Origin of the sequence: Rhizobium sp. GR12, from assembly GCF_036596185.1 — a bacterium.
GTDB classification, from domain to species: domain Bacteria; phylum Pseudomonadota; class Alphaproteobacteria; order Rhizobiales; family Rhizobiaceae; genus Agrobacterium; species Agrobacterium nepotum.
In genome coordinates this window covers 161,945-184,006 of the sequence record NZ_JASXTH010000003.1, presented here as the reverse complement: position 1 = coordinate 184,006, position 22,062 = coordinate 161,945, and the positions used below count along the sequence as shown (strand labels likewise).

The 22,062-nt window shown below is 57.7% G+C and carries 17 protein-coding genes; 16 read left to right on the top strand and 1 reads right to left on the bottom strand.

The window, feature by feature from the left end; all coding sequences use genetic code 11:
* The first annotated feature begins 18 nt into the window (after window positions 1-18).
* From QSK43_RS06660 to QSK43_RS06645, 4 genes are all read left to right on the top strand, one after another.
* Complete coding sequence (locus QSK43_RS06660) at window positions 19-1,044, top strand: ABC transporter permease (protein ID WP_332302788.1); 1,026 nt, start codon at window positions 19-21, stop codon at window positions 1,042-1,044.
* Between the two features lie 69 nt (window positions 1,045-1,113).
* Window positions 1,114-2,073, top strand: coding sequence for a substrate-binding domain-containing protein (locus QSK43_RS06655; RefSeq protein ID WP_332302787.1), 960 nt, complete (start codon window positions 1,114-1,116; stop codon window positions 2,071-2,073).
* A 58-nt stretch (window positions 2,074-2,131) separates the two neighbouring features.
* Window positions 2,132-3,631 (top strand): sugar ABC transporter ATP-binding protein, encoded by a 1,500-nt coding sequence (locus QSK43_RS06650; protein WP_332302786.1) that lies wholly within the window; start codon window positions 2,132-2,134, stop codon window positions 3,629-3,631.
* Complete coding sequence (locus QSK43_RS06645) at window positions 3,628-4,254, top strand: hypothetical protein (protein ID WP_332302785.1); 627 nt, start codon at window positions 3,628-3,630, stop codon at window positions 4,252-4,254. Before QSK43_RS06650 ends, QSK43_RS06645 begins: the two co-directional genes overlap by 4 nt.
* 183 nt (window positions 4,255-4,437) lie before the next feature.
* On the opposite strand, the gene QSK43_RS06640 is transcribed toward QSK43_RS06645, so the two are convergent.
* A complete protein-coding gene (locus QSK43_RS06640; RefSeq protein ID WP_332302784.1) occupies window positions 4,438-5,667 on the bottom strand; it encodes an ROK family transcriptional regulator in 1,230 nt (409 codons plus the stop codon).
* Between the two features lie 249 nt (window positions 5,668-5,916).
* On the opposite strand from QSK43_RS06640, the gene QSK43_RS06635 reads away from it, so the two are divergent.
* From QSK43_RS06635 to QSK43_RS06580, 12 genes are all read left to right on the top strand, one after another.
* Entirely contained in the window at window positions 5,917-6,981 is a 1,065-nt protein-coding gene (locus tag QSK43_RS06635) for a substrate-binding domain-containing protein (protein WP_332302783.1), read from the top strand.
* Window positions 6,982-7,116: 135 nt separating this feature from the next.
* A complete protein-coding gene (locus tag QSK43_RS06630) occupies window positions 7,117-8,199 on the top strand; it encodes an ABC transporter permease (protein ID WP_332302782.1) in 1,083 nt (360 codons plus the stop codon).
* Entirely contained in the window at window positions 8,196-8,981 is a 786-nt protein-coding gene (locus QSK43_RS06625; protein WP_332302781.1) for an ATP-binding cassette domain-containing protein, read from the top strand. The genes QSK43_RS06630 and QSK43_RS06625 overlap by 4 nt, the downstream gene beginning before the upstream one ends.
* Window positions 8,982-9,040: 59 nt before the next feature.
* On the top strand, window positions 9,041-11,047 hold the full coding sequence (tkt, locus tag QSK43_RS06620; protein ID WP_332302780.1) for a transketolase: 2,007 nt from the start codon (window positions 9,041-9,043) through the stop codon (window positions 11,045-11,047).
* A gap of 4 nt (window positions 11,048-11,051) precedes the next feature.
* The gene (locus QSK43_RS06615; RefSeq protein ID WP_332302779.1) at window positions 11,052-12,656 is read left to right on the top strand and encodes an FGGY-family carbohydrate kinase; all 1,605 of its coding nucleotides are present in this window, start codon (window positions 11,052-11,054) and stop codon (window positions 12,654-12,656) included.
* A 47-nt stretch (window positions 12,657-12,703) separates the two neighbouring features.
* The gene (locus QSK43_RS06610) at window positions 12,704-13,663 is read left to right on the top strand and encodes a sugar ABC transporter substrate-binding protein (RefSeq protein WP_332302778.1); all 960 of its coding nucleotides are present in this window, start codon (window positions 12,704-12,706) and stop codon (window positions 13,661-13,663) included.
* Window positions 13,664-13,770: 107 nt separating this feature from the next.
* Window positions 13,771-14,841, top strand: coding sequence for an ABC transporter permease (locus QSK43_RS06605; protein WP_332302777.1), 1,071 nt, complete (start codon window positions 13,771-13,773; stop codon window positions 14,839-14,841).
* Window positions 14,838-15,587, top strand: a complete 750-nt coding sequence (locus QSK43_RS06600; RefSeq protein WP_332302776.1) for an ATP-binding cassette domain-containing protein — start codon at window positions 14,838-14,840, stop codon at window positions 15,585-15,587. Before QSK43_RS06605 ends, QSK43_RS06600 begins: the two co-directional genes overlap by 4 nt.
* Window positions 15,588-16,147: 560 nt before the next feature.
* The gene (locus QSK43_RS06595) at window positions 16,148-18,079 is read left to right on the top strand and encodes a methyl-accepting chemotaxis protein (protein ID WP_332302775.1); all 1,932 of its coding nucleotides are present in this window, start codon (window positions 16,148-16,150) and stop codon (window positions 18,077-18,079) included.
* A 237-nt stretch (window positions 18,080-18,316) separates the two neighbouring features.
* The gene (locus QSK43_RS06590) at window positions 18,317-19,282 is read left to right on the top strand and encodes an HD-GYP domain-containing protein (protein WP_332302774.1); all 966 of its coding nucleotides are present in this window, start codon (window positions 18,317-18,319) and stop codon (window positions 19,280-19,282) included.
* 397 nt (window positions 19,283-19,679) lie between these two features.
* Window positions 19,680-20,816: a GGDEF domain-containing protein gene (locus tag QSK43_RS06585; protein WP_332302773.1), complete on the top strand. Its 1,137-nt coding sequence runs from the start codon at window positions 19,680-19,682 to the stop codon at window positions 20,814-20,816.
* Window positions 20,817-21,094: 278 nt separating this feature from the next.
* On the top strand, window positions 21,095-22,057 hold the full coding sequence (locus QSK43_RS06580) for an ornithine cyclodeaminase family protein (protein WP_442967788.1): 963 nt from the start codon (window positions 21,095-21,097) through the stop codon (window positions 22,055-22,057).
* Window positions 22,058-22,062: the final 5 nt, after the last annotated feature.

The window sequence follows — 22,062 nt, the reverse complement described above, 5'->3', positions numbered from 1 at the left end:
GCCCCTAGGGAGGATTCCATGACGGACATCACAAAGTCACCGTCTGACACAAGACAAGGCATTCGAATTCCGGCCGAAGCGGGCATCGCATTCGTTCTTCTTGTCGTCATGATCGCCGGTTCGATTGCATCGCCGAATTTCATGACGCTCTCGAACATGTTCGTGCTTTTGCTGAACGGCGCGGTCATCGGCTTTCTTTGCCTCGGTCAGTCATTCGTTCTCTTTACAGGCGGAATTGATCTGTCCTGCGGTTCGATCGTCGCCATGACCTGCGTTATCGCCGCCGTGCTTATCCAGACGGTTGGTATTCCGTGGCCAATTGCTTGCGTTCTCGTTCTCGGGATCGGCGCATTGGCCGGCGCCGTGAATGGTCTTATCATCACGAAAACAGGCGTGCCGCCCTTTATCGTGACCTTCGCCATGATGGGCGTGGCTGCATCGATCCCGCAGATTATTACTGGCGCTGAATCCATACGTGTGCTCCAGCTGGGTTATCGGATGATCGGCCAGTCTCGCGTCCTTGGTATTCCGTTTCCTGTCATCGCGCTTGCGATCAGCGTTGCGATCGCGGCGATCTTCATCAAGAGGACAGTGACCGGTACCCATATTTTTGCCGTGGGCGGCAACGTTGAAGCGGCCCGCCTGGCAGGTGTCAATACGTCGCGTATCACCATACTTGTCTATGCCATCTCCGGTTTCTGTGGCGCCTGTGGCGGTCTCATCTACGGGTCGCGATTGATGACGGGTTATCCGACGGCAGGCCGCGGCGACGAGCTTTTCTTTTCGATCGCCGGCGCCGTCGTTGGCGGCGTCAGCCTGTTTGGCGGTATCGGTTCGATCTACGGCGCAATGATTGGTGCGACACTGATCGCGACCATCTCCAATCTGATGAACGTGCTCAACGTCAGCGCCTACTGGCAGCCGCTGGTCATCGGCGTCATCATTCTTGTCGGGGTCACCTTCGACACGTTGCGTTCTTCCAGCCGCCTGTCTCTTCCGTGGAGCAGGCTGCTGAAAGGGAAGTTTTCGGGCGGCGCAAAGTAACTGCCCCGAAAGAGGAAGCTGCACGGTGCAGCGTCCTGGGAATGAACATCATCTCATGAGGAGTGCAAGATGACGAAGTCGTGGAGGAGTGCAAAACTGGCTCTGTTGGGGGCATCGCTATTGGCCATTGCCAGCGCGGCCCAGGCCGCGGACGCCAAGGTGTTGGGCGTATCCCTGCCGAACCTGACCAACCCTTATTACGTTGCCATGAAGAAGAGCTTTGAGGAGAATGCCAAAGCCAACGGCTTCGACATTCGCGTCCTCATTGCCGACAACGACGATGCAAAGCAGCTGTCTCAGGTTCAAAGCCTGGTGCAGCAGGGTGTTTCCGCGGTCGCGTTGAACTGCGTGTCATCCGGTCCGTGTGTCGCCTCGGTCTCGGAGCTCAACCAAGCCAAGATCCCTGTGTTTACGATCAACCTTCTTCCCGATCCGGAAGGTCTCAAGGCTGAGAACCTGAAGGTCGAGCAGGCAGTACAGACCGATCAGAAGGCCGGCGGCAAGTTCATCGGCGAGCAGCTTCTGAAGGATATCGGCGCGGACGGCAAAGCGGTTGTCGGCATCGTCGGCGAACCGACGTCGGTTGCGGCAAATGCGCGTGACGACGGTTTCAAAGAAGGTCTTGCTTCCAACAAGAACGTCAAGTTCGTGGCCCTCGTGAACGGCAAGGTCGAAGAAACGACCGCGCTGAAGGTTACGACTGAAATGCTGCAGGGAAATCCCGAAATCACGGTTGTGTATTCCGATACGGAACCGGCAGCACTTGGCGCGTTGGCTGCGATCCAGCAGCTCGGCAAGGAAAACGACGTGAAGCTCTACGCTTTCGTCGATAAGCTTGGCGTCCAGTACATTGCGGAAAACACTATCCTGAAGGCCGGCGCGATCCAGGAGCCGGCGAAGCTGGCGCAGATCCAGGTCGAGAACATCAAGAAGTTTCTGGCTGGCGAGAAGCTCCAGCCGGTTGTCGACAACCCGCCATTGCTTGTCAACAAGGACAATGCGGCGGCAACGGTCGACAAGGCTTATTGATGTCAAACCAGCGTGGGCCGGTTTCCGGCCCACGCAATCCTTGCGGGAGGTCCTGAAGATGGCATCTGAAAGCAGCTACAAAGCATCCGGTATCACCAAGGCATTTGCGGGCGTCGGCGTGCTTCACGGTATCGACTTCGAAGTTCGCGCCGGAACGATCCACGGCCTGTTCGGCCACAACGGCGCCGGCAAATCGACGCTCTTGAAGATACTGGCCGGCGCACAGCCGCAGGACGACGGCGAGATTTCAATCGACGACGAAAAGCTCTCTCTTTCCTCGCCACGTGATGCGCTTTCGAAAGGCATCGCATGCGTCTATCAGGAACTGCGGCTCATCCCGAATCTGAGCGTTGCCGAAAATCTCTTTCTTGGCCGAGAGGTCTCCATCCGCGGCATCAAGCAGATCGCGGTAATGAACGACTACGCGCAGCGCCTGCTGTCGGAGCACGGCGTTCACATCGATCCCAGGCGTGCCGTCGGCAGCCTTTCCCACCCGGAAAAGCAGTTGGTTGAGGTGATCGCCAATCTCGATGGAAAAGCGCGCTTTCTGTTTCTCGACGAGCCGACAACGGCCCTTGACGGCAAACAGTCCGAAAAGCTGCTGGCCGATGTGCGCAAGATCGCGCTTGAGCGAAACATCGGGATCGTGCTCGTGTCCCACAAGCTCGATGAAGTCCTGTCCGTCTGTGACGAGGCAACCGTCCTGTCCGGGGGGCGGGTCGTGTTTCATGCGACCGGCGACGGGCTGCAGAAGCAGGCGATTGTCGACGCGATCGTCGGCGATGCACATGGAAGGTCAGTGGAGCTGCAGCGCCAGACGAGACAGGCCGGCGAAACTTATCTGACGGTTCAGAACCTGCGCGGGACCAAATTGCGCGATGTCAATCTGGAAGCCAGACGCGGTGAGGTCCTGGGTCTATACGGTTTGGTGGGTTCCGGCCGGACGCGGTTTTTGCGCTCCTTGTACGGAATGGAAAGCGTTGCCGGGGGACGGGTCACATTGGACGGCAAGGCATACCATCCGGTTTCGCCGGCCGACGCCATCAAGAGGGGCATCGCGATGCTGACCGAGGAGCGGAAGGTCGACGGTTTTATCCCGTTGATGTCAGCCTACCAGAATGTCGCTCTTTCGACCCTGAAACGCTACCGAAAAAATGGTCTGGTGCAGGTCAAGGACGCCACTGAAACAGCAAGCAAGACGCTTGCGAGAATTGGAACCAGGGGCAGGCTCGACGGGCCGATCAAATCGCTTTCCGGGGGGAACCAGCAAAAGGTCCTGCTGGGGCGCATCATCGAACAGAGCGCTGACCTGATATTGCTGGACGAGCCGACCAAGGGTGTCGATATCGGGGCGAAGGCGGATATCTACGCGATCATTCGCGCGCTTGCCGACGAGGGGCGGTGCATCATCGTTGTGTCCAGCGAGGAAGAGGAACTCATGGAGATTTCCGACCGAATCGCCGTCTTCCAGCACGGCCATTGCGACGGAAGGGCAATACCGGTTTCTGAGGCCTCCCTTGGGGGCCTCCGGCAGGCGGCATGGGCGCCGGCAGCATGATGAAGATTTCAGCCTCGCTCTATGCCGCAGACCCACTCCGCCTTGCCGAGCAGATCGATGCTGTGGCAGATCATGTGGATTCACTTCACATAGATATCATGGATGCTGTCTTCACCCCGGAATTCGGTCTTCACGAACGGCTTGTTCGCGATGTCGCCGCCTACAGCAAACTGCCACTCGACGTTCATCTCATGCTGCGTCATCCGGCCAAGGCCGCGGTGCGCTTCGCTGAGATGGGCGCACGGTCGGTTGCCTTCCATATCGAAGGGGACCATTCGGTCTCAGAGATATCGAACGCGATACGGCACAATGGCTCGTTGGCGTATGTCAGTCTTCGGCACACTACTCACGTCAGCAAACTCGATCAATTCTCAGACTACGCTGACGGATTTCTTTTCCTGACCGCTCCAGCGGGGGGAGGATCTTTCGATGAGGCGGCCCTCGACCGCCTCGCAGGGAGACCGAAAGGCTTTCCGACAACAGTGGACGGAAAAGTCCGGCCCGAGCTATTCAACGAGATGCTGCGTCTAGGCGTTGACACGGTTGTACTCGGCGCGGCACTTTTTGGAAGTGATGATGCATTCGCACGCGCCGTTGAGATTGCATCTTTGGCCAAGATCTAGCGCGGCCACCTTTGCGTTGAAACTCTAGATGTTGCGGGATTTTTGCCAGGCCTGAATGGCCGGTCGCGACAGCGGCTCGGGCATCGCATGCGATGGAATGAGTGGTAACGTCACTTGGGCCCTGCACGATCCACCAGGAGCGGGCTGTATGGGTCGCAGACGTTCCTAAGGAAGGCGCTGAGCTCAGCGTTGACCGTGTCGTGCTATGACCCTTTCCACGTTGATTTCCTTCATCTGCTCTTCGACCACAAGGAAAGCTGCGCCCACAATTCCCGCATCAGGATCCGGAGGGGAAATGACGATCTCCAGGTCTCTCGTTGCAAGCGGGAGTGAACGTTTGTAGACAAGTTCCCGCACGCCAGCGAGGAGATGGTCATCCAAGGTGGCAAGTGTACCCCCGATCACGATCATTTCCGGGTTCAGGATACTGACCAGACTGGTCATGACCTCTCCAAGAATTCTCCCGGATTCTCGGACGAGATGAATGGCCAATGGCTGTCCCGCGCGCACCAGCTTGGTGATATCCCGTGCGTTCTGCGCCTCTATGCCCTCTTCCCTGAGTTCGCGGGCGATCGCCCAACCTGCAGCTCTCGCTTCGACACACCCTACCTTGCCGCAGCGACAAAGAGGTGCCGGCTCGCGGGCGAACTGAATATGTCCGATATCCCCGGCGGCACCTTGAGCACCGCGATAGAGGCGACCTTCGGTGATGATTCCACTGCCTATACCTGTGCCGATCTTCACAAAAACCATCTCGCTCACCGCCGGACGACGAAGTCTGTGGTCGCTAAGAGCGAGGAGGTTCACGTCGTTCTCTGCATAAACGGGAACCCCGAACTTCTGTTCTAGGTGCTCGCGAATTTCAAAATTGTCCCATCCGACAAGGACAGAAGGACCAACCACCCGGCCATTGGCGTAGTCAACCGGTGCCGGAAGCCCGATCCCTATTCCCATCACGTCGCTGGCTGTTTTTCCCGCGGTCGCGAGTAGAACCTCGAATTGCTGTTCGATCCATTCAAGCACGACGGTTGGACCACGGAGAATATCGAACGTCTCCGATATCTCACCCAGAATGGTGGGGCGGAGGTCCGTAAGCGCAACACGAATATGCTGTTCACCAATGTCGGCGCACAAGACGACAGCAAAGTCCCTGTTGATATCCAGCGTGCGGGTGGGGCGGCCACCACTCGGAAGCGTTTCCTCGGTCTCCCTGATCAAACCAGCGTCGATTAAATTTCCCAGCTTCTGATGAACTGTCGCTCGAGACAGGCCAGAAAGGTCAGTTAACAGGCTTCTTGAGCGAGCACGCCCTGATCCTACAAGGGAGAGAATCTGGCCACTCGCTTTGTCTGAGCTGACATCGCCCCCACCACTCTGCCTGGTTTTACCGTGTGCGTGGTTTGTGCTTGGCATCGTTGAATCCTGTCAGTCTCGAATGCTTATTTTCTTACATTTCTTCGGCCGTGTGACGAGGCCGCACGAAGACTATTCCAAAGCCGCTGATGAAAATCAACATAATTCTTACTTATTACGTATAAAATTATACAAAAGACTAGGTTGATATGATTGACAGCGCGCAAAAGGAGGTTCATTAACGTGGATGTTAAGACCGATGGCCTCAAAGGAGTGGGTCTCGGTTCATCAATCTGGGAGGTAATTTGAATGATCCGTCAGCTTAAAAAAACCTTGTGCAGCAGTGCATCTTTGCGGCGTTGGGGCTTTGCAGCTCTTCTCGTCGGCGCTGGCATCGCTGGCTTGCCGGGGAGCGCCCTTGCCGAGGATATCCTTATCGGTGTCATCACCAAAACCGACGCTAATCCGTTTTTTGCCAAAATCCGCGAAGGTGCGAGCACGAAAGCGGCAGAACTCGGTGGAGTGAAAGTTCAGAGCTTTGCCGGGAAGTTCGACGGCGACAATGACAGCCAGGTGGCTGCCGTGGAGAACCTGATCTCTGCGGGCGCGAAGGGCATTCTCATCGTTCCAAGCGACACGAAGGCCCTGGTTTCGGCCGTCGAGCAGGCGCGCAAGGCGGGCATCCTGGTTATCGCTCTCGACACCCCGCTCGAGCCGGCGAATGCCGCCGACGCTACTTTCGCCACGGATAACTTCAAGGCAGGTGAATTGATCGGCGCCTGGGCAGCCAAAAGCGTTGCCGACTCGTCCAAGGCAAAGGTGGCTTTCCTTGACGCGTTGGAGAACCAGCCGACCGTTGACGTCGCCCGAGATCAGGGCTTCATGAAGGGCTTTGGTATCGATCCCAAGGATGTCACGCGCTACCTAGATGAAGATGACAGCCGCATCGTAGGCCATCAGTGGGGCCAGGGATCAGAAGAGGGCGGCCGTACAGGAATGGAAACGCTTCTCCAGAAGGACAGCGATCTGTCGGTGGTCTACACGATCAACGAGCCGACCGCTGCCGGTGCTTACGAAGCTCTCAAGGCGACGGGAAAAGAAGGTTCTGTGCTTATCACGTCAGTTGACGGCGGTTGCCCGGGTGTGAAGAACGTCAAGGCAGGCGTCATCGGTGCAACATCGATGCAGTATCCGTTGAAGATGGCTTCGCTCGGTGTTGAGGCAATCGTGGAATATGTGAAATCCGGCAAGAAGCCAGAAGTCAGCCCAGGTCTTCCGTTTTTCAACACAGGCGTCACGCTCGTGACCGACAAGCCCGTGGCCGGTGTGGAGTCGATCACATCCGATGAGGCCTTGAAAGCATGCTGGGGATGATCGGGTCGGTGCTCCGGGGTTCTGATCCCGGACACTATCGTCAACCTCACTCCGCTCGCTTTCGCGCCGCTCTTCATCTGGTCCCGCCTTTGAGCCGCGGGACCAGCATCGGCAGTTCAAATAGGGTGTATCCTCATGACAGATCCAAACAAGCTGGAGGCGACGCCGGCCAGCTTCGAAGCGCACCTTTCAGAAAGTAATGACGCGGTCGCTGTATTCGAAAACAAGCGTAAAAGCCCCCTCAATCGGCTGCAGCGCTTTCTCCACAGCAATCCCACGATGGTGCCCTTTATCGTTTTGGCCGCTAGCGTGATTGTCTTTTCCGTGGTCGCCGGCGGAAAGTTCTTCCAGTCATTCAACCTCTCGCTCATTCTGCAGCAGGTCACGATCATCGGGATCATCGGCATCGCTCAAACGATTGTCATCCTGACTGCCGGTATCGATCTGTCTGTCGGAGCGATCATGGTTTTGACATCAACCATGATGGGTCGCCTCGCAATCGTCGCAGGTCTGCCACCCGAACTCGCATTTGTTATCGGACTGGCAGGCGGGCTGCTCTGTGGCATGATCAACGGCGTCCTTGTCACCTATGTTCGTCTGCCTCCCTTTATCGTCACCTTGGGAAGCTGGAGCGTCTTCGGTGCTTTGAATCTCTGGTATTCCGGTAGCCAGACAATCCGTGGACAGGAGGTAGCCGAAGCTGCGCCGATCCTGCAGTGGATGGGGGCTGCCGTTCAGATTGGCGGAGCCCGCATCACAATGGGGACCGTTCTCATGCTCGGTCTCGCCGCCGGCGCGTGGTACGTTCTCAATCGCACTGCGTTCGGTCGGCACGTCTACGCGACCGGTGACGATCCTGATGCTGCCCGGCTTGCCGGTATCAATACGCGGCGCGTATTGCTTGCGGTGTACGGATGCGCTGGGCTCATCTCCGCTATCGGCGCTTGGGCATTGATCGGACGCGTAGGCGCTATCAGCCCGACCTCTGGATCGACCGCAAACCTCGACTCCATCACGGCAACAGTCATCGGGGGCACTTCCCTGTTCGGTGGCCGCGGAACGATCGTCGGAACTCTCATTGGAGCGCTCATCGTCGGCGTGTTTCGCAACGGTCTCGCACTGGCCGGTCTCGATGCGCTTTGGCAGGAATTTTCCGTGGGAATTCTAATCGTAGCCGCCGTCGGTGTTGATCAGTGGATCCGGAGGGTTGCGGCATGAATCAGGAACTCGCTCTCGAAGCACATGGCCTCACCAAGACTTACGGCAATGTCGTCGCGCTCAATGGCGCCGATTTCGAACTGCGCCGCGGCGAAATCCTAGCTGTTATCGGAGATAACGGCGCGGGAAAGTCAACCTTGATCAAGGCACTCGCCGGTGCGGTTATCCCGGACGCCGGGGAAATCAAACTGGACGGCAAGCCGGTTGCCTTCAAGTCCCCGATGGACGCGCGAGCAGCCGGTATCGAAACGGTATTTCAAAGCCTCGCGCTGTCTCCGGCACTCTCCATTGCCGATAACCTCTTTCTCGGCCGGGAAATCCGCGTCGGTGGCATGCTCGGATCGGTGCTCCGATTACTCGACCGAGCAAAAATGTCAGCCGAAGCACGGCGTCATCTGTCGAACCTTGGATTGATGACCGTTCAGGACATCCATCAGAGCGTGGAGACCCTCTCGGGCGGTCAGCGTCAAGGCATCGCGGTTGCGCGAGCCTGTGCGTTCGGTGGACGCGTGATTATTCTGGACGAACCCACTGCCGCGCTTGGGGTGAAGGAGTCGCGCAAGGTCTTGGACATGATCCAGAGCGTTCGCGAGCGAGGGCTGTCTATCGTCTTGATCAGCCATAACATGCCCCACGTCTTCGAGATCGCCGATCGCATCCACATTCACAGACTTGGAAGGCGAGCTGCCGTGGTCAATCCGCGGGCCGTCACGATGTCTGACGCCGTAGCGATAATGACCGGGGCGATGACAGCGACCGATTTTGTCTCAGCGAGCGCCTGAGCCACGACCGGTGGCCCACGTCAGCTCTTATCTCTCGCACGAAATAAAGCATGGATAATATGTCTCACAGCAACGTCACACTCGCCAACGCGATCAGAGCGCTTTCAATGGATGCCGTAGAGGCTGCCAAATCAGGCCACCCTGGCATGCCCATGGGTATGGCGGAAATCGGGGTTGCGCTCTGGACACGTCATCTGCAGCACAATCCGGCCAACCCGAACTGGATGAATCGTGACCGTTTTGTGCTGTCGAACGGCCACGGATCGATGCTTCTGTATAGCCTGCTTCATTTGACTGGCTACGACGTTACAATCGAAGACCTCAAGGCATTCCGGCAATTGCACAGCCGGACGCCAGGGCACCCGGAATTCGGTTACACTCCCGGTGTGGAAACGACGACTGGCCCGCTGGGGCAGGGTGTTGCCAACGCGGTCGGGATGGCCATCGCCGAACGGCTTCTCGCATCCGAGTTCAACCGGAACGAACTCAACATCGTCGATCACCACACCTACGTTTTCCTGGGCGATGGCTGTTTGATGGAGGGGATCAGCCACGAGGCTTGCTCGCTCGCAGGGACATTGCGGCTTGAAAAACTGCTCGCCCTTTATGATGACAATGGCATCTCCATTGATGGTCATGTCGGTGGATGGTTCTCCGATGATACTCCCAAGCGTTTCGAAGCCTATGGTTGGCACGTTATCCGCGGGGTTGACGGTCACGACGTCGACGCCGTCGATCATGCGATTGCCGAGGCGAAGGCTGAGACCGACCGGCCGACCCTGATTTGCTGTCGCACCACGATTGGGAAGGGGTCACCCAACAAGGCCGACAGCCATGACAGCCACGGTTCCCCACTCGGTGCAGCCGAGGTTGCATTAACTCGTACGGCGCTAGGTTGGAAGTATGAGCCTTTCGATATTCCGGCGACGGTGTACGACGCTTTCGACGCGATCGCTGCGGGAGCCTCGCGAGAGGCGAAATGGCTGGCCGTTTTTGACCGATACCGTGCCGAGTATCCGGCTCTTGCAGCCGAGTTCAAGCGCCGGATGAGCGGCAGCCTGTCGGCCGATTTCGCGTTAAAGATGGAGGACGGTCTCAAAGATATCGTTGCGAAGGCGGAAACGATAGCCACCCGGAAGGCCAGCCAGAACGTTCTCGAAATTATCGCGCCGCTGGTTCCAGAACTGGTTGGGGGATCGGCTGATCTTGCAAGTTCGAACCTTACCATGTGGAGTGGAACGAGCCCGCTTGGCTCGTCCAGTGGCGGCAACTATGTCTATTATGGTGTTCGTGAATTCGGTATGGCCGCGATCATGAACGGAATGCTTCGCCATGGGGGCGTCCGCCCCTACGGGGGAACATTCCTCATGTTCTCCGAATATGCGCGCAACGCATTGCGGATGGCCGCTCTCATGAAGATCGGTGCGATCCATGTGTTCACTCATGACTCGATCGCGCTGGGGCAGGATGGTCCAACCCACCAGCCGATCGAGCAGCTGGCCACACTTCGACTAATGCCTAACATGGACGTCTGGCGGCCGTGCGACACGGCAGAAACGCTTGTTGCCTGGCAGGTGGCAATCGAGAACGTCTCCAATCCTACCAGCCTCGTCCTCTCGAGACAGAACCTTCCTTTCCAGACGCGTGACGCCGACAAACTTGCAGCAATGCGACGCGGTGGATACGTCCTCAAGGAGGAGGGCGGATCACTTTCTGCCGTCGTTATTGCGACGGGTTCTGAAGTTGCACTGGCTATCGAAGCGCAGGCGTTGCTCGCCGAGAAAGACATCCATGTCCGCGTCGTATCGATGCCGTCAACATTTGCTTTTGACCGTCAGTACCGCGCTTACAGGGAAGCCGTTCTTCCAGGTGGCGTGCCACGCCTCGCTGTCGAGGCCGGCGTGACGGATTACTGGCGCAAATATGTCGGCCTCGATGGAGCGGTAGTTGGTATCGACACGTTCGGCGAATCCGCCCCTGCTGAGGTTCTTTTCGAACACTTCAACATTACCGCAAAGGCTGTCGTTGACGGGGTCAGAACGATGCTCGACGCGAGAAAGGGGTAACGGCATGGCCGACACCTATCTCATCGGTATCGACTTCGGGTCGGAATCCGCTCGCGGCATTCTGGTGAATTCCCGGACTGGCGCGCAGGAGGGACACCACGTTCACCCTTACAGCAACGGGATTTTGACGACCTCGCTTATGGGCCATGCCTTGCCGGCGAATTTTGTCCTGCAGGTCCCCTCTGACTACACCGAGGCCGCTCAGCAAATACTGTTCGCTCTAGGAGCCGGAAAGACCATTGACGGGATTGGTATCGACTTCACGGCGTCATCACCGATGCCCGCGCGAGCCGATGGGACGGCCCTGGCTGAACTCCACCCGGACGACCCACATGCCTATGTGAAGCTGTGGAAGCACTCTGCCCAATCCCACGCGGACGCTATCAACGCTGGTGGTGGCGAATATTTAGAGAACTTCGGTGGAAAGCTGTCTGGTGAATGGCTGATCGCCAAGGCTGCGCAGCTGAGTTCCGAGGCGCCGGCCATCTGGGACGAGACGGAGCGCTTTATCGAAGCGGGTGACTGGCTGGTCTGGCAGCTCACCGGCAATGAGATGCGAAGCCTGGATTTCGCCGCTTACAAGGCGCAGTTTTCCGCAGTATCGGGATATCCTGAAGATGTGGTCTCAGGGCTGACCCGGCGGCTGTCTCAGCCCGCGCAGGTTGGTAGCCCGGCGGGCACCCTGACAGCAGAATGGCGTCTGCGCACAGGTATCCAAGGCGATGCCATCGTTTCCGTCGCGGTTATCGACAGTCATGTGGTCCTGCCGGCCGTCGGTGCCGTTGAACCCGGAGTCTTCGTTGGTGCACTCGGTACTTCTGCCGGTTTCCTCATCCTTGATGATAAGAGCAGAGGCTTTCCTACCGGTCTTGAGGGAGCTGCGTTCGGTGCCGTTCTCCCGAACCTTTGGTGCTACGAGGCGGGGCAGGCGGCGTTCGGGGATATGCTGGCATGGTACGTGAAGACCTTTCCCCGGGATCCGGACCTATCGAGAAACTTCGCATCGTACAACGAAGCAGCCCAAGCGCTCGGTCCGGGCGAGGGCGGCGTCATGGCTCTCGATTGGTTCGCCGGAAACCGCATCCCGCTAGCGGATTCCGCGTTGTCTGGCCTACTCGTTGGCTTGAGTCTGAAATCGACGGCTGCCGGGATCTATAGGGCCCTGATCGAGGCTCTTTGCTTCGGCACGAAGACCGTGCTGGAATTGGCACTTGCTGCGGGCGTTCCGATCCGGCGGGTGATCATGACGAGTGGCCTCACACGCAGCAACCCGTTTCTTGTCCAAACGATGGCGGACGTTTTGGGGCGTACCATTGAAGTTCCCGACATTGAAAACCCGACCGCACTCGGGGCCGCGATCCACGGCGCCGTAGCGGCTGGGATCGTAAGTTCGTTTGCCAAGGGAGCAGAACAACTGGGTGCACGCAGTCTGCGCAAGTTCGAGCCTAACGAAGACCGTTTGGCTGACTACCAGGTCCTGTACGCCGAATATCGACGGCTGGCGGCAGACGAAGAGCTACGGCGGGCAATGCGCTCGCTTCACATGTTCGATGCCCGGAACAGACAGTATCGGCAACGGAAGCCGCGGGAGGTCGAGGCGGCACAATAAGCTTCAGGCTTAAGCAATATCGATCGTAACGGGAAGTGGAGGAAGCAATGAAACTGACAGTGAAAGCCGGCATCCTGCTGGGTCTGGCCGCATCTATGCTGAGTGCAGCTGCATATGCGGCGGACAAGCCCAAGGTGCTCGTGATCTATCCTTACCTGGGCGACCAGTCGTTCGTTCGGATGCATAAGGCTTCGGAGGTGGAAGCGAAGAAATATCCGGACGTCCAGATTGACATCGTTGCTGGTCCGGATCGCACCAATGCCAACTACTTCATCACGGCCATCGAAAAGGCGATGACCGAAGGCTACAACGTCATCGCCATCAATCACGGCGGCGCGGCCGCGCAGCTTTATCCCGCACTCAAGAAGGCGGGGGCCCAGGGAATCAAGGTTGTCGGCTTTGATACCGGACTTCCCGAGCTGAAGGGGCACGCGTCCGACGTGCTGTACGACATTCCGGGCGCGTCAGGTAAGGCCGGCGAGCTGTTTGCCCAGATCGTGCCTGAAGGGGCGAAGATCGGGATCATCCGTTGCCTGCTTGGCAATCCGGATACCGACGCGTTCATCAATGGCTTCAAGAAGGCAACGGAGTCGAAGAAATACAACGTCGTCATGGACGCCGACGCCAAGTGCGATCCCGCGAGCGCACGAACGATTACTGAAAACATGCTCACATCGTCGCCTGACCTTGGCGGTATCTTCAACGTGTTCGACGTTTCGGCCCAGGGCTCCCTTCAAGCGCTCAAGGCTGGCGGGAGCAATGTGCCTCTGGGGTCGATCGGCGGTCAGCTCTACGGGGCAGAGGCGGTAGCTTCTGGTGGCAACTGGAAATACACCGTGCCATATCCTTTCGAGGCTATCGGCGCGACCGCGATCGATACCGCGGTTAAGGTTGCCAAGAACGAGGCCGTTGAGCCTGTTACCGTCGTGCCCGTTGCAACGCCGCTGACCAAGGACAACGCAAAGGCCTACGCGACTGACCTCAAGGCAAAGCTCGCCGCCAGGTAATCGAGGGCACTCGCGAGACACTGCGCCCCCGAGCGACGCATGGGGGCGCAACGGTCAAAATGCGAGCCGAATTGCGGCTCGGAGACGCAGGTCAGAAGGTTTTCATCATGTCGTCCACCAACACAGACAGCGGGGCAGGTGCGCCTAAAGCGCAAACGCCCACCACGGAGCCGGATAGCTCCGAAGCTTTGAAAGCCCCAGGTATTCGATTGGGGCTCCGTATCCTGAGAACAGGGCCTGCGGTGATCCTCATCGCGCTCGTCATCATAATGAGCTTCCTCAACGAGTATTTCCTTACTGTCCGAAACCTCCAGAACCTCCTGACGCAAACGACGATGGTAGCAACGCTGGCGCTGGGTCAGTTGCTGGTCATCATCGTCCGCGGGGTCGACGTCTCAGTGGGCAGTGTCCTTGGCCTGACCGTGGTGCTGTCCGGACTGATGATGGATTCCGGTATCGACAATGGCCTGCTCCATGTCCTTGCCTTCCTGTCGGCAGGCGCATGCTTCGGGCTCTTCAACGGCTTCATGATCGTGAAGGGCGGAATACCGCAGCCTCTGATCGTTACCGTCGCAACGTTGGGCATCGGGAGGGGGCTGGCGCTTCTTCTGAGCGGTGGTACGGAACACATCGGGATGGCACCCGTCGTGCAGGCTGCAGGCAATGGGTCAATCGGCGGGATTCCCGTCCCAGCGATACTCGTTGCGTTCGTTGCCCTTCTGCTCGCGGTTCTGACACTCAGAACGCTCTGGGGTCGCTGGATCTACGCTGTCGGCGGAAACCCGGATATTGCTGGATGGTTGGGGGTCCCACGCGACCGGGTCATCATGAGTTGCTACATGCTGTCGGGCATGACAGCGGGAATCGCCGGGCTGATCTATGCCGGGCGGACGGATGCCGCTTCACCGCTCGCTGGCATGGGCATGGAACTCGACGCGGTTACAGCGGTAATTATTGGTGGGGCCAGCCTTTTCGGCGGCCGGGGGCATATCGTCAATGCCTTGATCGGCGCACTGATCATCGGCGTCATTCGCAACGGCCTGAACCTGATGAGCGTCTCTCCGTTCTGGGAAGCGATCGCTATTGGCGTGTCTATCCTCCTGGCACTCGAGCTCGACGTTCTCCGCCGATATTTCGAAGAGAAACTCCGTGCACGTGCAGCGAGGGCAATGCGATGAACAGCAATGTTGTTTTGGAAGTTAAGAACGCCGTAAAGTCCTACGGCTTCGTCACTGCCCTTGGGGGCGTTGATTTGACCCTTCATAAGGGCGAGATTCTCGCTCTACTAGGCGACAACGGAGCCGGCAAAACCACATTGGTTCGCGCGATCAGTGGCGTGATGCAACTTGATGAGGGTGATATCCACCTCGCGGGCGAGAAGCTTGCTCTGAGTTCGGCGGGTGACGCGCGGCGTGCCGGCATCGAAACGGTGTTTCAAAACCTGGCCGTCTTGGACAATATGGACGTCGCCTCGAACTTCTACATCGGTCGAGAAAAAATATGGCCGAGCTGGCTGGGTCCCTTTGGCTTTCTGAATAAAGCAAGGGAGGCGACCGGTTGGATCGACGCTGCAAACAACCTCGGGATCAAGGCACTTGATCCCGGCCAGGAGATTGGGTTGATGTCCGGCGGACAGCGTCAAGCGGTTGCCGTCGCGCGCGCGGTGGCGTTCGCGAGCAGAGTTGTCATATTGGACGAACCAACCGCCGCACTCGGCGTGCGCGAATCCGCCCAGGTCCTTCGCTTGATCAAGTCGCTTCCCGAGAGAGGCGTTTCAGTAATCCTTATCAGCCACAACATGGACCACGTAGTGCGGGTAGCTGATCGGGCCATTGTCATGCGGCAGGGCCGTATCGCGGGCTCGGCGGTTCCCAAAAAGGAGTCTGTTCCGGAATTGATAGCGATGATCATGGGCGCGAACTGAGGGCGTGTGTGCGTGTCATCTCGGGGTTACGAAGAGTTTGGACGGATTGAAGGATTGGCTGCAGGGCATGCCTGCGTCTGGTTGCGCAAGACGTTTGTTGATGTCTAGCTCATGGCAAAGAGTCCGTTGAGATACCAGCGACCGCCCGTGTGTGATCGCTTCCGTCGGCGATCCTGGCCTTATTGCTGCCGTTCGGACATAGGGGCCGAACGTGGCAATTCTGAATCCGAAATTTTCCAAGTTTCCGGTAGGTGCCTCGCTGTACCTCTTTCAGCTACCGGGGACTTCTCATCGTTGTCGCTCCCTCACATCGGTAGGCACCGGTGGCTCGCCATTCATGGATTTTTGAGACGCTCTACGGGATTCCTGTAACATCTGATAACAGCCAACTTAACCGAAAATTCTCTAATATCACTCATGTTGAATAAACCATTCGGCTTTTTTGATCCACGGCATGACGGCCGTTTTTCCGGGCCCTCGGCAGAATGATTTTGCTCTCAGGCACATTTGTTTAACTTACGCGGCCCTTCTTACGGAGCGGAGCGGCAGGAACCTTTGCCATGAAAAATATCTCTATTGTCGGAAAATTTCTTACGATCATGGCCGCCTTCGGATTGTTCATCCTCGGGGTGGTGACGTATTCTGCAACTCAAATATGGAAAATCGATTCCAACTATAGCGCCCTGGTATCCGGTGAGATGACCGCTGCTCAAAAGCTGACCAGGGCCAACAGGGCTTTTCAGACGGCACGCGCCTCCATCGCGGAGATGACGATCTCGCGCAGCGACGCCGAAAACAAAACGACCGCTGAAAGCCTGCGTACGTCCACCGACGAGATGGTCAGGAATTTTGATTCAGCCGCGGCAGCTCTGCCCCTGGAGAACGCTTTTAAAACGTTGAAGGATAAAGCCCTAAACGTCCTCAGCGAAGGTTGCAAACCTGCGCTCGATCTGGCCAGAGGGGCTGTTGCGGAAGCCGACATCATGAAGAGCCAGAGCGCGTTCCTGTCGGGCTGCCAGCCCCTTTTTCCGCCCCTGACCGCTGAGATTGCAGCGTTGACGGAACGCGTCACAAAGCATGCGGACGACAGCAATAACGTCCTGACGGACGTTTCCAACTCAACTGTCGTCACGACATTCGCGGTTGTTATTGGCGGTTTGATTGTCGTGCTCGCTGCGGGCTTTTTTGCAATCCGCGCCTGGATGGTCTCACCGATCAAGGTGCTGGCCGCGGTGATGGGGCGCCTTGCTGGTGGGGACTATACGGCAGATGTCGGTGGAACGGACCGTCGAGATGAAATCGGCGGTATGGCCAAGGCCGTGCTGGTGTTCAAGGAGAACGGGCTGAAAGCGCAGACGCTCGCTGCCGAATCCGAAAACATGCGGAGCGAGGCGGAAATTACGCGTCAGAAAACTGCCGAAGCCGACCGGCTGCGCGCCGATGCCATGGCTCAGGCGACGGCGGGTCTTGGAGAAGGCCTCAAGCATCTCGCGGGGGGAGATCTGACGTTTCAGCTTGTCGAACCGTTTGCAGCTGATTTCGAAAACCTGCGCGCCAACTTCAATGCCACTGTCGCACAGTTATCTGAAACGTTGCGCTCTGTCGCGGATGCGACTGATGCGATCGACAACGGCAGCCGCGAGATCAGCAGCAGTGCTGATGATCTGTCCAAACGCACCGAGCAGCAGGCCGCCGCTCTGGAAGAAACGGCCGCGGCTCTCGACCAGATTACCGTCAACGTCGCCAACTCGTCCAAGCGCGCCGATGAGGCACGCCAGGTTGCGGTGCAAGCCAACGAAAGCGCCGCCCAGTCTGGCATGGTCGTAGCCAGTGCGGTCGATGCCATGCAGAAAATCGAGCAGTCCTCCAACAAAGTTTCCAACATCATCGGCGTCATCGACGAGATCGCCTTCCAGACTAACCTGCTGGCATTGAATGCCGGCGTGGAGGCCGCGCGCGCGGGCGAAGCCGGTAAAGGCTTTGCTGTCGTTGCCCAGGAAGTGCGAGAACTCGCCCAGCGCTCGGCGCAAGCCGCCAGGGAGATCAAGGAATTGATCCGCAACTCATCCGTGGAGGTCCAGAGCGGCGTCAGGCTGGTGAGTGAAACCGGTGAGGCGCTGAAAACCATCGGAAGCTACATCGTCACGGTGAACCAGCATATGGACTCGATTGCGACATCGGCGAGGGAACAATCGGTCGGGCTTGCCGAGGTCAATACCGCAGTCAACCAGATGGACCAGGTGACGCAGCAGAATGCGGCAATGGTCGAGGAGACCAGCGCCGCCGGCACGACACTTGCCAGTGAAAGCGGCAGATTGCGGGAACTGATCTCACAGTTTCGTCTTGCCGGCGCGCCTCATCAATCAACTTCTCCCATAGCGGCCCACTCCGCGCACCGTCCCGTACCATCACCCGTGCGCCGCCTTGCCGGGAAGTTAGCCAATGCGTTCTCGGGCAATGCCGCCGTCAAGGAAAGCTGGGAAGAGTTCTGATCAACAACTCGGGCATGAGGGTGATACCAGAACAATCACCTTCATGCCCCAAGCCTGCGCAGAATTGTTGAGTGCGAGATCGGCGCATGCGGGTAGTGCAGATCCGATGAATAATGCCAGAAATTTTACCGACTCTTGCGAGACTTTCCGGGCGGCATTGATAACTTGTTAAAACAGTCGCTCTTTTAGTGGATGTTGAAGATGGGTTCATAGTTTTCAAATTTATGGCGGTTTTCCATGCGTAAGAGAATCCGGCTGCACGAACTGCGTGTCGGGATGTTTATCGACGAGGTTGAAAGCGGCAGTCAGGCTCAGCCACAGCGCTTCAGCTCCTTCCTGATTTCCTCTGCCTCTGAAATTCAGCAGATGATGAACAGCAATGTTATGACCGTCGTCATCGATATCCGCAAAGGTCGGGATGTCGAGCCGGGAAATGCGAGACCGCAGGCGCTCGACCGAGTGCAGTTTGAAGCAACCCTTTTGAGGAGCTTCTCGGCGAAAGAAGTCGATCTGGCGCGGCGGTCTATCGAGGAGACAAAACCCCATGTCCGCAACGTGCTGGCTGAAGCCCGGATCAAAGGCGCCTTCGCCAGCGACGCGGCAGAACTGGCCGTCGACCGGATCATGTCCGCGGCATCAAGCAATGCCGGGGCGCTGATTGGAGTTGCCAGACTCAAGCAGAAGGACGAGATCACGTTCCTCCATTCGCTTGCGGTCAGCGCGCTGATGATCAGCTTTGGCCGCGCTCTTGGTCTGGGAGAAGAGGATGTTCGGCTTCTTGGAGTGGGCGGGCTGGTTCATGATCTCGGAAAAATGGCGCTGCCCGACACGATTTTGAAAAGCACCGGCAAACTGACGGCAGAGGAAATGCAGCTCGTTCGGCTGCATCCGCAGCGGGGATACGAGATGGTATCGCTCATTCCAGATACACCGCAACAGGTTCTTGATATCTGCCGCCATCATCATGAGAAATTCGATGGGTCGGGTTACCCTTCCGGTCTTGCTGGACATGACATCCCCTATGTCGCACGTCTGGCGGCAATATGTGACGTCTATGACGCGCTGACCACGACCCGCCCTTACAAACGTGCCTGGTCTCAGGCCCAGGCCATCCACGTGATGATGACATCGCCGGGACATTTCGATGAGGAGCTGCTGGCAAAGTTCGTCTCGAAGATGGTGATCAGTGGCACGCTTCATTAAACGATGTCGCCACAGCTCTGAAGCCTGTCACCGACAAGCCGTTCCTGCATGCGGCGATGCCCTCATTCGTCATGACAGCGACGTTTCGATACAAGGCGTCGGGTAGGCAGAACGTTTTATCGAAGCATTCGGATACCCGGTCGCGGGGCCGTTCTGGGGTCTGTGACGTTTCCCGAGAGCGGCGAGTTCGCTCGACCCGGCTGCGCTTCACGGCATTTCCGACCGAACGGGCGGACGCACGAGGCGTGCACCAAGATCGGCGACCAGGAGCGCGAACGGCTCTATCGCGCCCTTCAACAGCCTCGGGGCGGTTCAATTGCGACCTGTTGAACTTATCGTTTGTTTGGATCAGCCTGATATAACCGGTCTCAGACGAGCGTAATAATCCGGTCACACGATGTTCCCGTTAAGGAAATGGTTCGACTATCTCGCAGGCTCGCCACTTACCGGTGGCGCTGATTGCAATGATGAACTGCTTCAAGACATCCTTGATCGTCGGTGGGAGATCATTCTCGGGGCTGCCTGCATCGCGATGACTGCCAGTGTTGCAGCATATATCACAAAAGAGGCATGGCCAATATTCTGGCTTGGATTGGAGGTGGTCCTGACCGCAGCCAAATGGATTGTGATATCCCATGCGCTCACCGGCGCCTCCGCCGTCAGACGGCGTAGCAGGTCAATCTTGGCCTTTCTGATTCTTGTCTGGAGCGGTGTCTTCGGTATTGTCATGCATTGTCTGGTCCAGGCTGACGACCAGGGTCTGCTCGTTGTCGCATGTGTAATGACGGTCGGCGTCAGCAGCGCTCTTACCAATGCGGCGATGCCACGGACAGCCATTCTCGCCATCTGTCTGATCACGTTCCCATTCTTTACGGCGATAGCTCTTTCGCTGGCCGAGCACAATTGGATGGCTTTTGTTGCCGGCATTCCGTTGCTGGCCAGTCTTTATTCACTCACGCAGCGAAACCATGGTGCACTCGTCAGGCTCATTGCTGCCGAACGGCAAGCAAGAGCGCTTGCTCACACAGACGCCCTGACCGGTCTGCCCAACCGACTTTCGTTTCTGAGCTATCAAGACAACATTGCCGCACATAACGCGGGCAAAGGCGGCTATGCATACATGTGTCTGGATCTTGATGGCTTCAAACTGGTCAACGACAAGCACGGTCACGCTGCCGGCGACCTTCTTCTGAAAGCGGTGGCTGAGCGGCTACAGCAGAACACCCGAGTGGGCGATATCGCGTTCCGCATCGGCGGAGACGAATTCATCGTCTACATGCCCAACGCGGTGCCTGCTGAATGCGCCTCCGTTGCCAATCGTGTCATCGAATGCATGGCCTTCCCGTTCATGCTGTCGGAGGAGCTTGTCGTTACCATCGGATGCAGCGCCGGCAGCGCGTGCGTTGCCGATACAACGAAAGCCGCAAGCTTGATCCTGAAGGCTGCCGACAAAGCGCTCTATAAGGCCAAGGAGAATGGTAAAAGCCGTCATGTTCATGCTGCCGAGATCGACCGCACGCCGGCCGATCCGTAGGCGCGAACGTGCCTGCTCGATCCCCGTCTGTCACTGGATATTGTATAGAAGCTCATCGCCAATTGTCAGCACGACGCGCCTTGCCGGCTGTAGGCTTTTCCGTCAGCTTCAAATCTGGTCGGAGAAAATTCAGTTCGAGTTCGCATCCTATCCGGGAGACGTGCCGGCCACCTGGGCGATGACGCTGGTTTCTATGCATTGGATAGTAAGATTCGGCGTTACAATAATCTCATGAGTGGGCCATTTTCATCTTCAACGCTAATGTGGAGAATGAAAAGGTGATTGGTCTTGATGCGCAAGAAACGGCGATTTTTCTGCCGTTCAAGGAATTGACCGACACGCTGCGCGCCGCTTTTGTCGAAGGCTGTGAGATGCCAGTCCGGCACCATCACACGGTCGATGTAACGGACGAGGCCGCTGCAACGTTGCTGCTGATGCCCGCGTGGCATTGCGCGCATCGATCATCGCGTTATCTCGGGATAAAGATCGTTACGGTTTTCCCCGGAAATGCCGGCAGAAACCTGCCGGGGCTGACGTCGACCTACATGCTTTACGATGCCCAGACCGGTATCCAGCTTGCCACACTGGAGGGCAATGTCATCACCGGCCGGCGGACAGTTGCGGCGTCGGCACTCGCGGCGGACTACCTGGCGCGCAGGGATGCCAGGCGGCTTCTGGTACTGGGTGCCGGCCGTGTCGCAAGCCTCATTCCCGATGCCTATCGGGCCGTCCGTCCGCTCGATCACGTGGCAGTCTGGGACATAGATGGCGGCAATGCGGAGCGGCTGGCGCAGTCAATAGCAGCTTCTGGGCTTGCAGCCTCCATAGTCGACGATCTCGAGAAAGCTGTCGCTGAGACCGACATCATCAGCGCCGCGACGCTGGCCACCACGCCGATCATCAAAGGTGAATGGCTGCGTCCGGGCACACATGTCGATCTCATCGGCGGCTTCACGCCCGGCATGCGTGAGGCGGATGACGATGCCATTCTTCGGGCTTCCGTGTTTATCGATACGGACGAGGCGCTGCATGAGGCAGGCGATCTCGTTCAGCCTATCAACACCGGCCTTTTTTCGGAGAAAAACGTCAGGTCAACCCTAGCCGGACTTTGCAGGGAAAACCGTTTCGCGCGTGGTTCGGACACAGAAATCACGCTCTATAAGGCTGTGGGAACCGCGCTTGCCGATCTTGCGGCCGCAACCATGGTTTATGAAGCTGCGGTTTCAAATGCAGAAGGGTGAGAGAT

Bases quoted from the DNA above. Each gene is read 5' to 3' on its own strand.
- QSK43_RS06655 (WP_332302787.1), top strand. From the start codon at position 1,114: ATGACGAAGTCGTGGAGGAGTGCAAAACTGGCTCTGTTGGGGGCATCG.
- QSK43_RS06645 (WP_332302785.1), top strand. From the start codon at position 3,628: ATGATGAAGATTTCAGCCTCGCTCTATGCCGCAGACCCACTCCGCCTT.
- QSK43_RS06605 (WP_332302777.1), top strand. From the start codon at position 13,771: ATGTCGTCCACCAACACAGACAGCGGGGCAGGTGCGCCTAAAGCGCAA.
- QSK43_RS06595 (WP_332302775.1), top strand. From the start codon at position 16,148: ATGAAAAATATCTCTATTGTCGGAAAATTTCTTACGATCATGGCCGCC.
- QSK43_RS06635 (WP_332302783.1), top strand. From the start codon at position 5,917: ATGATCCGTCAGCTTAAAAAAACCTTGTGCAGCAGTGCATCTTTGCGG.
- QSK43_RS06660 (WP_332302788.1), top strand. From the start codon at position 19: ATGACGGACATCACAAAGTCACCGTCTGACACAAGACAAGGCATTCGA.
- QSK43_RS06610 (WP_332302778.1), top strand. From the start codon at position 12,704: ATGAAACTGACAGTGAAAGCCGGCATCCTGCTGGGTCTGGCCGCATCT.
- QSK43_RS06625 (WP_332302781.1), top strand. From the start codon at position 8,196: ATGAATCAGGAACTCGCTCTCGAAGCACATGGCCTCACCAAGACTTAC.
- QSK43_RS06650 (WP_332302786.1), top strand. From the start codon at position 2,132: ATGGCATCTGAAAGCAGCTACAAAGCATCCGGTATCACCAAGGCATTT.
- QSK43_RS06615 (WP_332302779.1), top strand. From the start codon at position 11,052: ATGGCCGACACCTATCTCATCGGTATCGACTTCGGGTCGGAATCCGCT.
- QSK43_RS06590 (WP_332302774.1), top strand. From the start codon at position 18,317: ATGCGTAAGAGAATCCGGCTGCACGAACTGCGTGTCGGGATGTTTATC.
- QSK43_RS06585 (WP_332302773.1), top strand. From the start codon at position 19,680: ATGTTCCCGTTAAGGAAATGGTTCGACTATCTCGCAGGCTCGCCACTT.
- QSK43_RS06640 (WP_332302784.1), bottom strand. From the start codon at position 5,667: ATGCCAAGCACAAACCACGCACACGGTAAAACCAGGCAGAGTGGTGGG.
- QSK43_RS06600 (WP_332302776.1), top strand. From the start codon at position 14,838: ATGAACAGCAATGTTGTTTTGGAAGTTAAGAACGCCGTAAAGTCCTAC.
- tkt (WP_332302780.1), top strand. From the start codon at position 9,041: ATGTCTCACAGCAACGTCACACTCGCCAACGCGATCAGAGCGCTTTCA.
- QSK43_RS06630 (WP_332302782.1), top strand. From the start codon at position 7,117: ATGACAGATCCAAACAAGCTGGAGGCGACGCCGGCCAGCTTCGAAGCG.